A 14,255-nucleotide genomic window follows, 5' to 3' on the forward strand; every position below is an offset into this window, starting at 1 on the left:
CAATGCTACCGGTGCATTTACTTCGTCATGACAAGTGCGGTCGCGACCGCCGCGATTCCCTCGCCACGACCGGTCAATCCCAATCCGTCGGTCGTCGTCGCCGAGACCGACACGGGCGCTCCGAGCACCGCGGACAGCGTCTCCTGGGCCTCGAGACGACGCGGGCCGATCTTCGGACGGTTTCCGATGATCTGCACTGCCGCGTTCCCGATCGTGAATCCGGCCTCGGTGAGCAGTCGACGTACCTCGGTCAGCATGGTTGCACCGCTGACGCCGTCCCACTCCGGCCGTCCGGTACCGAAGACCGAACCGAGATCGCCCAACCCGGCCGCGGACAGCAACGCGTCGCACAGCGCATGCGACGCGACGTCACCGTCGGAATGGCCGTCGAGCCCGTCGCCGTCCTCGAACAGCACACCGGCGAGCCAGCAGGGCCGACCCGGCGAAATGGGATGGACGTCGGTCCCGATACCGACCCTCATGAACGCTCCTGCCCCACCAGCGCCTCGGCCAGCAGCAGATCGTGTGGAGTGGTGACCTTGAATGCCAGCGGGTCACCGACGATGGTGTGGACGGTTTCGCCGAGTCGCTCGACGAGACCGGCGTCGTCCGTCGCGGAATCGCCTGCCTCGGCGTACGCGCGGGCCAGAAGTTCGGCGTCGAAACCCTGCGGTGTCTGAATTGCGCGAAGCCCGCTTCGATCCGGCGTGCCGACGACGGCACCCATGATGTCGACCGTCTTGACGGTGTCGGCGACCGGAATCGCCGGTACGACGGCGGCTCGTCCGGCACGCACCTCTGCGACGACGCGCGAGACGAGCGACGACGGTGTCAACGCTCGGGCCGCGTCGTGCACGAGAACGATGTCGGCGTCACCGGCCGCGGCCAAGCCGCATCGGACGGAATCCGTTCGTTCGCCTGCACCGGCGACGACCGTGATCTCGTCGAAGGAGCCCAGTAAGTCACCGGTCCGCTCGACCAGTTTCTCGGGAACCATGACGACGATGCGATCGACGGAACCCGATTCGACGAGGCCTTCGACCGAGCGCTCGAGGAGGGTCTTGCCCCCGACGGTCACGAACGCTTTGGGCTCTCCCAGACCGAGCCGAAGACCTCGGCCCGCCGCCGGAACGAGTGCGACGACGGGACCTGTGTTGGAACGAGCCACCTAAGCAGCTGTCACTCAGGAAGCCGCAGCGAGAACTTCGTCGAGAATCGTGTCGGCCTTGGCCTCGTCGGTTCCCTCGGCGAGAGCGAGCTCGCCGACCAGAATCTGACGCGCCTTGGCGAGCATGCGCTTCTCACCTGCGGAGAGACCACGATCCTGCTCACGACGCCACAGGTCACGAACGACCTCGGCAACCTTGTTGACGTCACCGGAGGCGAGCTTCTCGAGATTTGCCTTGTACCGGCGCGACCAGTTGGTCGGCTCTTCCGTGTGCGGAGCACGCAGAACCTGGAACACCTTGTCCAAGCCCTCCTGCCCGACGACGTCCCGGACGCCGACGTACTCGGCGTTGTCTGCAGGAACTCGAACGGTGAGATCGCCCTGAGCGACTTTGAGAACTAGGTACTCTTTCGGTTCACCCTTGATGGTGCGGGTTTCTATCGCTTCGATCAGCGCCGCTCCGTGATGGGGGTAAACGACGGTGTCTCCGACCTTGAAAATCATCTGTCCCGTGCCCCTTTCGATTTTCCGAGTTTACCACGCACCCAGATCAACGGCGCAGGTCAGGGGCACAGCGCGAACGTCGCAGGGGTTGACAGGACGGCCGGAACGTGTATCCGACACCCCCGCAATGGGTTCGGAAATACACGGTGTCGACGCAACAGCGACGAAACGAAACACGGGTGAACACGCCGGTCCCCGCCGGATCCGTCGACGCGATCGAAGCCCCAGCGAAGAACCTTCGGACGATGACTACTACTCTGCCTAGTGGACCTGACGTACCGGCTGGCCCGGACCGGCACAACTGGAGGACGACCCGTGACTGCGATCCAAGCTGCGACTGCGCACCGTAAGACCCGCCGACTGGTGGCGACGGCAGCCATTGCCGCCGGTGCCGCACTGACGCTGAGCGCCTGTGGCGCGGGCCAGATCTCCCAGACGGCGGATCAGGTCGCTGCCGTCAACGGCAACTCCGCCGACGTCGGAAACATCTCGGTGCGCAACGTACACGTCGTCTACCCGCAGTCCGAGGAGTACTCGATCGAGCCAGGCGGCAAGGTCGAGCTCGGCTTCATCGCCGTCAACAACAGCCCGAACAACTCCGACAAGCTGACCCGCATCGCGACGACGGCCGCGTCCTCGATCACCCTCGGCGAGGAGCCGGGCGGCACCGAGATCGAACCGCTCACCGCGCTCGGTGCAGGCGCTCCGGCCGACACGCAGCTCGACGACCCGCTGATCCCGCTGCAGCAGATCGTCGTCGAGCTCAACGGCATCGGTGAGGACGTGCGTCCCGGACTGACCGTCCCCGTCACGTTCACGTTCGAGAACGCAGGCGACGTCGAGGTTCTCGTTCCCGTCGACGCAGGCCCCGTCCTTCCGCGCAACGTCTCCGACAAGTCGCCCGTCGAGGCGGAGGCACACGGCGAGGCCGAGAGCGCCGAGCAGAGCATCGTCGAGACCGAGGTCGAAGAAGGCGCTGACGGCAACAACTGACAGTTCCTGTCGGTAGCCGCGTCTAACGTTCTCGATCGTGGCCAAGCTCAAGACGAATTACCGCTGTTCGGCCTGCCAGCACACGGTTGCCAAGTGGGTGGGTCGCTGCCCGGAGTGCGGTAGCTGGGGTTCGATGGACGAAGCCCCGATCCTCGCGCCCGTCGCCAGTCGGCCGGGTGCGTCGGGCCTCGGGGCGGGCAACACCCGGTCGGCGACGGCCGCGATGGTGCCCACCCTTCCCGCCACCGCACTCACGCAGGTCAGCAGTACCACCTCCCAGGCCAACTCCACTGGCATAGACGAGTTCGACCGCGTGCTCGGCGGCGGCCTCGTTCCCGGCTCCGTCGTGCTCCTCGCGGGCGAGCCGGGCGTCGGCAAATCCACCCTTCTGCTCGAGGTCGTGCACCGGTGGGCTCGCACCGGCGAGGACCGTCGCGCGCTGTACGTCACGGGTGAGGAGTCCGCAGGCCAGGTGCGCCTTCGCGCCGATCGCACCGGCGCCGTCCACCAGCGAGTCTTCCTCGCCGCCGAGTCCGACCTGGCGACGGTCTTCGGCCACGTCGAGCAGGTCAAGCCGAGCCTGCTGATCGTCGACTCCGTGCAGACCATGCTGGCAGCCGACGTGGACGGTGTCATCGGTGGTGTCACACAGGTCAAGGCCATCACCAGCGCGCTCACCTCGCTCGCCAAGACGACAGGCGTCGCCGTCCTGCTCATCGGACACGTCACCAAGGACGGTGCGGTCGCCGGTCCGCGGGCGCTCGAACATCTCGTCGACGTCGTCCTGCACTTCGAAGGCGACAAGCATTCGACGCTACGGATGATTCGCGGCATCAAGAACCGCTTCGGCGCCTCGGACGAGGTCGGCTGTTTCGAATTGCGCGACACCGGGATTCACGGCATATCCGATCCGTCCGGGCTGTTTCTCCACCACCGCACCGAAGCCGTTCCCGGCACCGCTGTCACGGTCACGATGGACGGCAAGCGTCCCCTGCTCGCCGAACTGCAGGCACTCGTCGTCGACACTCAGATGCCGTCGCCGCGCCGCGCCGTCAGCGGCCTCGAATCCGCCCGCGTGGCCATGATCCTCGCCGTCCTCGAACGTCGTTGCGGCATCAAGATGTCCAAGAGCGAGGTGTACGCCGCGACCGTCGGCGGCATGAAGACCACCGAGCCGGCAGCCGATCTCGCGCTCGCGGCAGCACTCGCGTCGGCCGTCACCGACAGGCCGCTGCCGTCGGGCGTCGTCATCCTGGGCGAGGTCGGACTCGCGGGAGAGGTCCGTCGCGTGTCGGGGCTGGGGCGTCGGCTCGCCGAAGCGTCGCGGCTCGGTTTTACCCGAGCCATCACGCCCGAACACGACGACACGGTGCCCGCCGGAATGAAGGTCCACGCCGTCACCAATCTCGGTGAAGCATTGAACTCGGTAACAATGCGGGCCGTATGACCCCGGCGGCGTACCCTCTACCTGCGAGACTGTGACACAACACGAGGGGATGAACATGGACGTATCCGCGCGCGACACCACGTCATCTCCGGCACTCCGGGACACCATTGCACGTCTCGCGCCCGGCACGGCCCTGCGCGACGGCCTGGAGCGCATCCTGCGCGGCCGCACGGGCGGTCTCATCGTGCTGGGCTACGACGACGAGGTCGAGGCCATCTGCGACGGCGGATTCGAGCTGGATGTCGAGTTCTCACCGACGCGGCTGCGCGAGCTGTCGAAGATGGACGGCGCGGTCGTCCTGTCCACCGACGGCCGACGGATCGTCCGGTCCAATGTGCAACTTGTTCCCGATCACAAGATCGCGACGGTCGAATCCGGCACCCGGCATCGGGCCGCCGAGCGGACCGCGATGCAGACCGGCTATCCGGTCGTCTCGGTCAGCCAGTCGATGAGCATCGTCAGCGTCTACGTCGCCGGCATACGCCACGTGGTCGAGGGTTCGGCCACGATCCTCTCCCGGGCCAATCAGGCCGTCGCGACGCTCGAACGGTACAAGGCGCGCCTCGACGAGAACACGCGTCAGCTGTCCGTCGTCGAGATCGAGGACTTCGTGACGCTACGTGACGCTCTGACCGTCGCGCAGAGGCTGGAGATGGTGCGGCGCGTGTCCGTGGAGATCGAGCAGAACGTCCTCGAACTCGGTACGGACGGTAGGCAATTGGCCCTACAACTCGAAGAACTCCTCGGCGACAACGATGCCGATCGACAGCTGATCGTTCGCGACTATCTCGCCGGTGCGGAACCGTCCGACACGGTCGCCGTCGAGAAGGCACTCGCTGCCCTCGACAAACTGACGGACGTGGACCTACTGGATCTGACGACGCTCGCGCGGGCGTTCGGCTACCCGGGCACGATCGAGGCACTCGATACCCCGATGAACCCGCGCGGCTACCGGGTGTTGACGCGTGTGCCCCGGCTGCAGTTCGGCCAGATCCACCGGCTCGTCGGCTCGTTCGGAACGCTGCAGGGTCTGCTCGCCGCGACCGCAGCCGACCTGCAATCGGTCGACGGCATCGGCGGACTGTGGGCCCGTCATATACGAGAAGGCCTCTCGCGTCTCGCGGAGGCCTCCATCGCCGGACCGTACGACTAGCGAACTCTCAGGTCATGTTGAACGGCTCGGGCGAGCTGCGCAGCTCGCCGAGCTGAGCGATCACCTTGTACGAGCCGACGCCCACCGGGATGCGCTCCTCGCCGCATCCGGGCACCGAGTTCGTGCCCGACCACTTGACCGTGAAGCCTGCCTGCTCGCCCGGCTTGAACGTCCGCAGGTCGGACTGTGCGTCGGGGAAGCAGTCGGTGTTGGACCAGATGCGCTGATCGTCGAGCGTGTAGACGAGGGCCTGCTGGAGGCCTGCGCCGACGTCGCGCTGGCATTCCGTCGAGCTGATGTTCGTGATGACGACCGTGAACCCGGGCTCTTCTCCGACGCGGTACGACGGCTTGTCGGGCGTCGCCTTGATGGCCAGGCTCTGATCCGAGCACTGGTTCGCGGGAGCAGGCGCGCCTGCAGGAGCGGCCGCGGACGAGCTAGTGCTTCCGTTGCCGGCCGCTGTATTGCCGGAACCGTTCCCCGAACCACTGTCCGAGGAGCCGCTGCCCGAACCGCCGGACCCGCCGCCCGACGAGGCCGGTTGAGACGGCGTCGCCGATGCACTCGGCGTCGTGGGCGCCGGTGTCGTCGCGACGACACCGGCGGGCTCGGCTTGCGGAGGCTCGTCGTTACCACCGCCGAGAGACGAGATGAACCACACGATCAAACCGAGCACCACGACGGCTGCGCCGATGGCGAGAGCTCGGCGACGCCAATAGATTTCGGGAGGCAAAGGCCCGGTCGGTTGCAACACAGAACAACCGTAAACGCCAGCAGCTACCTATCCCTGAAGCACACGCGGCGTGTCGCGAAGCCGATACGCCTGAACGCTAGGGCTGCTCGCCGATGTCGCCGATGACCGCGCGCAACTGCGCCTTGCCCTCCGACAACTGGTAGGTGAGACCGACGATCGCGACCTGCCCCGACTCGACCTTCTCCGCGATGATGCGAGAGCGCTCCATCAGCAGTTTGCCGGTCTCCTCGACGTGGCGACGCTCGAACTCGTCGGCAGCATTCTGACCGTCTCGACGAGCCGACAGCACCGACGGCGTGACCCGCTCGACGACGTCGCGGATGTAGCCTCCCGGTGTGTCTCCGGACTCGAGCGCGTCGACCGTCGCCCGTACCGCACCGCAGCTGTCGTGGCCGAGCACGACGATCAGCGGGACGCCGAGGACCGCGACGCCGTATTCGATGGAACCGAGGACGGCGGAGTCGATGACATGACCTGCCGTACGTACGACGAACATGTCGCCGAGGCCCTGGTCGAAGATGATCTCCGCGGCGACGCGGGAGTCGGCGCAGCCGAACAGCACGGCACCCGGGTGCTGACCTTCCGTCAGACGGGTCCGATCGTCGATTCCCTGACTGGGGTGCAACGACTCGCCGTCGACGAAGCGCTGGTTACCCTCCTTGAGAGACTTCCATGCTGAAACTGGATTGGTAGCAGGCATGGACCCCATTGTGCCCCGGCCCACCGTTACCGGCGAGTCGGGTCCGCTGCAGAAAGGTGCGCAGAGCAGGTGCCGATCGATACGGACGCATTGCTCGGATGGTTCGACACCGAGGAACGCGATCTTCCCTGGCGCCGCCCCGGCGTCACGGCCTGGCAGATCCTGATGAGCGAGATCATGCTGCAGCAGACGCCGGTGTCCCGCGTCGCGCCGATCTGGGCGGAGTGGGTGGAGCGGTGGCCGGTGCCGTCGAAGATGGCCGCGTCGAGCCAGGCCGAGGTGCTGCGCGCATGGGGCAAGCTCGGGTACCCGCGTCGCGCACTGCGATTGCACGAGTGCGCGGGCGTACTCGCCGCGGAGCACGGTGACGTCGTTCCCGACGACGTCGACACACTCCTGAGCCTCCCCGGAATCGGCGCCTACACCGCGCGCGCCGTGGCCTGTTTCGCCTACGGACAGCGAGTTCCCGTCGTGGACACCAATGTTCGACGCGTCGTCGCGCGGGCGGCTCATGGCGCCGCCGAGCCGGGCAATCCCTCGACCACGCGCGATCTGGCCGACGTCGAGGCCATACTGCCGATCGAACGAACGAGGGCTGCACGCTGTTCGGCCGCGTTGATGGAACTCGGAGCATTGATCTGCACGGCGAAGAATCCGGCATGCCTGCTGTGCCCGCTGCCGAAGTGCTCGTGGATCGAAGCAGGTCGACCCGCCTACACCGGACCGCCGAAGAAAGTGCAGAAGTTCGCCGGCACCGACCGTCAGGTGCGCGGCAAGCTGATGGCGGTGCTCCGCGAGAGCGACGGCCCCGTCGAACGCGCCGAACTCGACGTCGTCTGGCTCAGCGATCCGGGCCAGCGGGACCGAGCACTGGACTCGCTGCTCGTCGACGGGTTGGTCGAACAGACCGAATCGGGCCTGTTCGCTCTCGCCGGCGAGGGGTAGCGCGCGTCAGCGCAGAAAGTCCACGAGCAGCGAGTTGACGACGTCCGGACGTTCCAGGTAGCCGAAATGCCCTGCGTCCGAGACCTCTTCGTATCGCGCGCCCGGAATGGACTGCGCCACTTCACGGCTCAGATGCACGGGGATGAGACGGTCGTCGGCGAACCCGACGACCATCGTCTTCGCGGAGATTCTGCGGTACGCCGTCAGCCGCTCCGACCCGGCGCGCATCTCCAACCCGATCTGCGCCCGCTTGCCCGCGCTCGGCGCACCTCCCGAGTACTCGAGCACGGCGAGCCAGTCACCGATCGCGGTGTCGTCCCGCAACGTCGCGGGCGAGAAGTTGTTCATCGCGGTGATCGCAGCACGATAGCTGTCGGGCAACGTGATTCCGGCGTCGTACAGATCTCGCTCACCGCGCGACAGCGCCTTCTGCATCGCCGACGCCCGGCCGTACGTTGCCATCATGACAGCGTGCGACACGAGGTCCGGGCGCGCGAGAGCGAGTTCCTGCGTGACGCGTGCGCCCATCGACGTCCCGACGACGCGTGCGCGCATTCCGCCGAGGTGCTCGATCAACGCGGCGGTGTCGGCCACGAGGTCGTCGAGTACGAACCCTTCACCGCATTCCGAGGACGGTGCGATTCCGCGGTTGTCGAACGTGACGACGGTGTACCCGGCTGCCGTCAGAGCGGGCACCTGATGCGTCTTCCACACCCGGCCAGGGCTTCCGGATCCCATGACCAGCACGACGAGGGGCCCACTGCCCGCGACGTCGTAGTTGATTTCGATACCGTTCAGTCTCGCCGTCGACATTCGCGTCACTGTAGTCGGCGCAGGAACTCCTCCACCGCCTGCCGGTAGACCGTCGGTTGCTCGTCGTGGACGAGGTGCGCCGCTCCCGCGACGCACACGTAGGTCGACATGGGGTTCCGGCGATGCATTTCCGTCATCTGACCCGCAGGTGTGATCCCGAACTCACCCTCGATCAGCAGACTGGGCGCACGGACGGCATCCCACTCGTCCCAGAAGTGCCGCGTGCCCCACTCCTGCGAGATCTTCTCGAACGTCGACACGTCACCGTGCAGATGGTAACCGTCGTCGCGACGCAGAAAGGAGTCCCGAAAGTATTGTCCCGCAACGTCTCCGAAGTACCGGTCGACGGCATCCGCGTCGGGAAACGGTTGCGGCCACCGACGGATCATCGCCGCCCACGCGTCGGCGGTTCGGCCGCGGAAGTCCGGCGCGATGTCCTCGACGACCACGCCCGACACGAGATCGGGGCGGGCGGCTGCGAGACACATTCCGTGCAGTGACCCCATCGAATGACCGATCAGCACCGTCGATCCGAGGTGCCGGACGTGCTCGATCAGATCCTCGACGAACGCCTCCGTGGTGAGGTCCGACGGCGGCGGCCTGCGATGACCCGGTGCGTCGTAGGTGTAGACGTGCCCGAACTCTCGCAACCACGGAACCTGACGACGCCACGTGCCCGCACTGCCCATCAGTCCGTGCAGCAGCAGAAGCGGTCGCCCCGTCCCACCCTCGTCGTACAGCACCATTGGAACTGTAATAGGGCGAGTAGCCTTCGAGCATGGCAGTCGTGAAGATCAACGCAATCGAGGTCCCCGAGGGCGCAGGCGCCGAGCTGGAGAAGCGCTTCGCCGCCCGAGCCGGAGCCGTCGAGAATTCTCCGGGTTTCCTCGGATTCCAGCTCCTGCGCCCGGTCAAGGGCGAGAACCGCTACTTCGTCGTGACGCAGTGGGAGACCGAAGAGGCCTTCCAGGAGTGGGCGTCGGGACCGTCACGGGCGGCACATGCAGGCGAGCGGGCCAAACCGGTGTCCAGCGGTGCGTCACTGCTCGAGTTCGAGGTCGTGCTCGACGTCGCCGCCAAGAGCTGACGGCCTCACAGCGCAAGATCGTGTTCGGCACGTGAGGACGGCGTGCCGAACACCGAAAACCCGGACGTATCGGCGTTCTTCGCGGCGTACATCGCCGCGTCGGCTTTCCTGAGCAGGTCGTCGGCGTCGGCCTGGAACCCGTCGTCGACAGCGATGCCGATACTCGCCGAGACGGTGACGACGTATCCCTCGATCTCGACCGGGTCAGCGAGTTCGGCGAGTATCCGCTTCGCTACTCCGACGGCATCCGACCCGCGATGCAACACGACGAACTCGTCGCCGCCGAATCTCGACACGGTGTCGTCGGGACCCACTGCGCCGGCCAGTGTTTCGGCCGCGATTCTCAAGATGTCGTCCCCGACAGCATGCCCCAACGTGTCGTTGATCGTCTTGAAGTTGTCCAGATCTATCACGAGAAGTGCTATCGGATAGGGGTTTCCGTTCTCGGCGATGTCACGGATCCGTTGCCCGACGAGCACACGGTTGGGCAACCCCGTCAGCGGATCGTGCAGCGTCCGGCGTCGCAGTTCACTCTCGAGGTCGTGCCGACGAACGGCCGCCGACACCACACCGGCGACGGTTTGCACGAATGCGAGTTCGCCGTCGTCGAAACCCCTGCGCTCGGCGCTGTACACCGCGAGGACACCCCACGGCTCCCCCATCCCGTCGATCACGACGGCAGCCCCGCTGCGCACGCCTCGGTCTCGCATGAATTCCGTCGGAAAGCGGAACTCCGCGTCGCGGTCGACGCACACGACGGGCTCGTCGGACACCAGCGCTGCCGCGGCATGAGACATGCGGGACAGAGGAATCGGACCGGGAGCACGGCCCGGGCCCGAATAGGCGACGGCCATCAGTTCCGTTCTGCTCGGAAACCCGGGTTCGAAGATGACGGCGCACTTCATACCCATCAACGACAGGGCCGCGTCGGTTGCGGTCTGCATGACGTGGGCTGGGCTGGCCGTCAACGCGATTCGACTCAGATTCGCGACCGCCCGCTGTTCCCTGGCGTGCGCGTCGGCCGCGACGGCGACCTCGACGAGGCGCCGTTCGTGATCGAAACGACCACGTAGGTCGCGGAATGCCAAGGCCACCATCGCGACGGAAGCGTGCCGTCCCGTCACCACGTACGCGGACACCCACGTCGGTATCGCCTCTCCGGTGCGGAGGTGCGTGAGTTCGACATCGCCCGTCCACACCCCACCCGCGAGCGCACGTGCCACCGGGCCCGTACGTGCGTACACCGAGCCGAACACCCATTCGGCGGTCCGCACCGCCTCGGCCGTGTCCCGCGCACCGATCAACTCGATCGCCGCCGAATTCAGGTACGCGACATCACCGTCCGACCCCCGCAGACACATCGCGTCGGGGGATCGGTCGGCCGTGGCGGCGAACTCCGCCACCCACTCCTCGACAACCGGATCCACTGTCCTGCACTCCCACTGACCAGCACTCGAATCCCCCGATGCTTCGTGGTGCGCCCTCATCGTCCTACGCCCGTACGGCGTCACTCACTACTGTCGTTGGGGCACCGGCCCTACGGCTTCCGACGAGGCGTCGTCGTCACGGTCCACGTCGAGTCCGGACGAGACCCTGCCTTCGACGCGCTCGACGAGCGCCTGCAATTCCTCGGCGGGAACAGGGCGTCCGATGTGGTAACCCTGCGCGCCGTCGCATCCGAGAACACGAAGACGATCCAGAGTTGCCTTGTCCTCCACGCCTTCTGCGACGACGTTCATTCCGAGGCTGCGTCCGAGTTCGATCGTCGAACGCACGATGGATGCATTGGTGGGTTGACTGTTCATCGCGGTGACGAACGACCTGTCGATCTTCAGTGTCTGCACCGGAAGGGATCTGAGGTAGGCCAGCGAGCTGTATCCGGTGCCGTAGTCGTCGATCGCGATCGACGATCCGATGTCCCTCAATGACACGAGCGCGTCGACCGAGCGACGCGGATCGGTCATCGCCGACGTCTCCGTCACCTCGAATTCGACTGCGGACGAGGGCACGTCGTGCCGCTCGAGCGCCGACGCAACTTGATCGACGAGCGTCGGGTCGATCAGGTTGCGCACGGACAGGTTGATCGAGATTCCGATGCGAAAACCTTTGCTGCGCAATGCGCCACAGCACGCGAGCGCGTCTTCCAGAACGTACGCGGTGATCGCGGGCAGCATACCGGTGCGCTCGGCGTCGGCAAGGAACGAACCGGGCCCGATCAATCCTTCTCGTGGATGCTGCCACCGCAACAGTGCCTCGACGCCGACGACACGGCCGGTCAGCAGATCCAGGCAGGGCTGGAAGAACACGCGCAATTGGCGTTGCAGAACGGCAGTTTCGAGTTCGCCGAGCAACCGCATCTGCTCGCGGCGATCGCAGTCCATCGCCGGGGCGTAGATCGACAGGCGCATGTGGCCCGCCTTCGCCGCGGTCAGCGCGACGTGCGCGTGTTGCAGGAGTGCGTCGGCGTCGGCGCCGGGCAGCGTCGAGGACTGTACGACGCCGACCGTCGCCTCCAACGCGACATTGATGTCGTGCACGAACATCGTCCTGCTCACGCATCGTTGGAAGTGCTCGGCACATTCGGCGGCCGGCATCGGCATTCGCTGCGTCGGTACCGCGACGACGAACTGGTCTCCGCCGAGCCGTCCGACGACGGCGTCCGTCACCGCGGCGGAGACGAGTCGTTGCCCGATTTCGCGCAGAACGGTGTCTCCCACCGGATACCCGAACGTCTCGTTGATCTGGGCGAAGCGATCGATGTCGACGATCAGCACCAGGATTCCCTGGTCTGTCGCCTCGTCGACTGCGCGGTCGAGCAGTTCACCGATACGCCGACGGTTCGGCAGACCGGTGGTGGAGTCCGACATCGCCGCGGTGGTCAGTTCCGACGCTTGGCGTCTCATCACCGACAGGAAACAGGCCATTCGAGCTCCGACGAGCGCGACCACGACCATCGAACACCCCGCGACGATCCAGCCCCACTCGGACACCGGAGCGCCTCGTGCGAGTTCTACGCCCATCACCACGGGCGCCATCAGGCTCGCCGCGCACAACCCGAGGAGTCGCGTTCGGTCGGCGAACAAGTGCTTCTCCACCCCGACGGACGACGACACCCGACGCGACGGGTGGAGCGAGTACGCGGCCAACAGCACGTAGCCGAGGAGCGAGGTCGCGGTGGCAGGGTCGACGGTCAGACCGTTCCAGAACGTATATGCCGATGCGTTGTACGCGAGCGGATTCGACAGGGCGATCGCGCAGAACGCGACCGTGAGCAGCACGAACGGAGTGGTTCGCGCGCGTTTCGACAGCAGAAGGATCAAGGCCGTGGCGACGAGCAGGCCGTCCGCGATCGGGTACAGCACAACGGGCCAGTTCGACGCCAACCGAGCCGGCAGTTCTCCGGCCGGCCCGTGCCCGACCAGGAAGACCCAGGAGATCAGGCCGAGTCCGGTAGCCACGATCGACGCCTCGAGAACGTCCTCGACCTTGACTACGCGGCCGTCGGCGTCGCGCAAACAGAGAACCGCGCCGACGAACGCCGCATGGCCGATCAGATACAGGAAGTCCGCCACCGACACCACCGGTGCCGCGCGCCCCTGGACATCCCCGAACTCGACGACGGCGTCGCCGACAACGCAGGCCAGCAGACCGATCAGCAGTAGGACCCACGTTGCCCGGTCGTCGCGGCGACGCGCATATCCACCGCGGACGAATGCAACGACGGTAACCACAGCTACCAGCGCGTGGAGGACCGCACGCCAGACATCGTCCGCGAGCAGGATGTACCCGGCCACGCAGGCGAGCCCCGCAGCCAGGAACCTCGACCAGACCATCGTCTCGGGCCGTTCCTTCCTGGTCCCCCAACCGTCGAATTCTTGTATTTCGCGTCGAAACCAGTCGTTCCATCGGTATTCGTACCCGAAACCGCACCGGATTGGTTCGGGTTTCAAGAATTACAGACTAGGGGAAGGATGTAACGCGCGGCTACTGGAGACCAGGCGGTATCGGCGGACGCTACTCGCGCATCGCGTCGAACCCCTGCTCCAACAGCTGCAGAAGCACCGGCACCGGCTGCGCACCCGAGACTGCGATTCGACGTCCGGCCACGAAGAACGGAACCCCTGTGACCTGCAGTTCTCTTGCGGTCGCAAGATCGGCACGTACCTCGTCCAACCCGGCGTCACCCGCCAAAGCGTCGGCAGCACCGGTTACGCCCGCACGTTCTGCCAGTTCGACCAGAACGTCCCGATCGTCGACGACGCGGCCATCGGAGAAATGAGCCTCGAACAGCGCGGACAGGATTTCGTCGGCGAGACCTTGTTTGCGTGCGATGTGGACGAGGCGATGGGCGTCGAACGTGTTCGCGGCGACGACGGTGTCGAAGTCGATCGTCAGTCCGTCCGCCTTCGCGATGCTCGCGACGTGCTCGAACATGCCTGCTACCTGTTCGGGAGCCATGCCTTTCATGCGCACGAGTGCGTCCAATTCGCGTTCTCGCGCGCCGACGGGCGCCTCGGGCGACAGTTGATAAGAACGCCAGATCACGTCGACGCGGTCGCGGCGGTCGAATTGCTCTAGTGCCGCCGCGAACCGCGTCTTCCCGATGAAGCACCAGGGACATGCGATGTCGGACCAGACCTCCACCTGCAGGACATCGATATCAGTTGAAGTCACGGCGAATGCAACCGCCG

General features: G+C 66.1%; 15 protein-coding genes. 5 read left to right on the top strand and 10 right to left on the bottom strand.

Going from position 1 to position 14,255, the window contains the following annotated elements:
* Positions 1–17 precede the first annotated feature (17 nt).
* From ispF to carD, 3 genes are read right to left on the bottom strand one after another with little or no spacing between them, the layout of a single operon-like run.
* Positions 18–482: a 2-C-methyl-D-erythritol 2,4-cyclodiphosphate synthase gene (gene ispF, locus HQ354_RS16740; RefSeq protein WP_068423138.1), complete on the bottom strand. Its 465-nt coding sequence runs from the start codon at positions 480–482 to the stop codon at positions 18–20.
* Positions 479–1,168: a 2-C-methyl-D-erythritol 4-phosphate cytidylyltransferase gene (ispD, locus tag HQ354_RS16745; protein WP_068423140.1), complete on the bottom strand. Its 690-nt coding sequence runs from the start codon at positions 1,166–1,168 to the stop codon at positions 479–481. The genes ispF and ispD overlap by 4 nt, the downstream gene beginning before the upstream one ends.
* A 15-nt stretch (positions 1,169–1,183) precedes the next feature.
* Positions 1,184–1,672 carry an RNA polymerase-binding transcription factor CarD gene (carD, locus tag HQ354_RS16750; protein ID WP_068423143.1) on the bottom strand — a complete coding sequence of 163 codons (489 nt, stop codon included), beginning with the start codon at positions 1,670–1,672 and terminating at the stop codon, positions 1,184–1,186.
* Between the two features lie 315 nt (positions 1,673–1,987).
* Here carD and HQ354_RS16755 point away from each other — a divergent pair, with 315 nt between their 5' ends.
* The 3 genes from HQ354_RS16755 to disA are packed head-to-tail and all read left to right on the top strand — an operon-like array spanning position 1,988 to position 5,265.
* Positions 1,988–2,665, top strand: coding sequence for a hypothetical protein (locus HQ354_RS16755; protein ID WP_068423304.1), 678 nt, complete (start codon positions 1,988–1,990; stop codon positions 2,663–2,665).
* A 37-nt stretch (positions 2,666–2,702) separates the two neighbouring features.
* The gene (gene radA, locus HQ354_RS16760; RefSeq protein ID WP_068423146.1) at positions 2,703–4,112 is read left to right on the top strand and encodes a DNA repair protein RadA; all 1,410 of its coding nucleotides are present in this window, start codon (positions 2,703–2,705) and stop codon (positions 4,110–4,112) included.
* Positions 4,113–4,167: 55 nt separating this feature from the next.
* Entirely contained in the window at positions 4,168–5,265 is a 1,098-nt protein-coding gene (gene disA, locus HQ354_RS16765) for a DNA integrity scanning diadenylate cyclase DisA (RefSeq protein ID WP_114332007.1), read from the top strand.
* A gap of 7 nt (positions 5,266–5,272) precedes the next feature.
* Here the strand turns inward: disA and HQ354_RS16770 are convergent, their stop codons facing one another.
* Both HQ354_RS16770 and HQ354_RS16775 read right to left on the bottom strand, forming a co-directional pair.
* Positions 5,273–6,019, bottom strand: coding sequence for a hypothetical protein (locus HQ354_RS16770; protein WP_068423151.1), 747 nt, complete (start codon positions 6,017–6,019; stop codon positions 5,273–5,275).
* A 76-nt stretch (positions 6,020–6,095) separates the two neighbouring features.
* Positions 6,096–6,719, bottom strand: coding sequence for a carbonic anhydrase (locus HQ354_RS16775; RefSeq protein ID WP_068423306.1), 624 nt, complete (start codon positions 6,717–6,719; stop codon positions 6,096–6,098).
* 69 nt (positions 6,720–6,788) lie between these two features.
* On the opposite strand from HQ354_RS16775, the gene HQ354_RS16780 reads away from it, so the two are divergent.
* Positions 6,789–7,664, top strand: a complete 876-nt coding sequence (locus tag HQ354_RS16780) for an A/G-specific adenine glycosylase (protein ID WP_068423154.1) — start codon at positions 6,789–6,791, stop codon at positions 7,662–7,664.
* Positions 7,665–7,670: 6 nt separating this feature from the next.
* On the opposite strand, the gene HQ354_RS16785 is transcribed toward HQ354_RS16780, so the two are convergent.
* Both HQ354_RS16785 and HQ354_RS16790 read right to left on the bottom strand, forming a co-directional pair.
* The gene (locus HQ354_RS16785; protein WP_068423157.1) at positions 7,671–8,477 is read right to left on the bottom strand and encodes an alpha/beta fold hydrolase; all 807 of its coding nucleotides are present in this window, start codon (positions 8,475–8,477) and stop codon (positions 7,671–7,673) included.
* 5 nt (positions 8,478–8,482) lie between these two features.
* Positions 8,483–9,220, bottom strand: coding sequence for an alpha/beta fold hydrolase (locus HQ354_RS16790; RefSeq protein WP_068423309.1), 738 nt, complete (start codon positions 9,218–9,220; stop codon positions 8,483–8,485).
* 35 nt (positions 9,221–9,255) lie between these two features.
* Here HQ354_RS16790 and mhuD point away from each other — a divergent pair, with 35 nt between their 5' ends.
* Positions 9,256–9,564: a mycobilin-forming heme oxygenase MhuD gene (gene mhuD / locus HQ354_RS16795; RefSeq protein ID WP_068423160.1), complete on the top strand. Its 309-nt coding sequence runs from the start codon at positions 9,256–9,258 to the stop codon at positions 9,562–9,564.
* Positions 9,565–9,569: 5 nt separating this feature from the next.
* Here the strand turns inward: mhuD and HQ354_RS16800 are convergent, their stop codons facing one another.
* The 3 genes from HQ354_RS16800 to HQ354_RS16810 form a co-directional block, all read right to left on the bottom strand.
* Positions 9,570–10,991, bottom strand: coding sequence for a diguanylate cyclase domain-containing protein (locus HQ354_RS16800; protein ID WP_243636928.1), 1,422 nt, complete (start codon positions 10,989–10,991; stop codon positions 9,570–9,572).
* 87 nt (positions 10,992–11,078) lie between these two features.
* Entirely contained in the window at positions 11,079–13,397 is a 2,319-nt protein-coding gene (locus HQ354_RS16805) for a bifunctional diguanylate cyclase/phosphodiesterase (protein ID WP_068423163.1), read from the bottom strand.
* Between the two features lie 181 nt (positions 13,398–13,578).
* Positions 13,579–14,238 carry a DsbA family protein gene (locus HQ354_RS16810; RefSeq protein ID WP_068423166.1) on the bottom strand — a complete coding sequence of 220 codons (660 nt, stop codon included), beginning with the start codon at positions 14,236–14,238 and terminating at the stop codon, positions 13,579–13,581.
* Positions 14,239–14,255 lie beyond the last annotated feature (17 nt).

Source organism: Rhodococcus sp. BP-261 (assembly GCF_019835205.1).
Lineage (GTDB): Bacteria > Actinomycetota > Actinomycetes > Mycobacteriales > Mycobacteriaceae > Rhodococcoides > Rhodococcoides kyotonensis_B.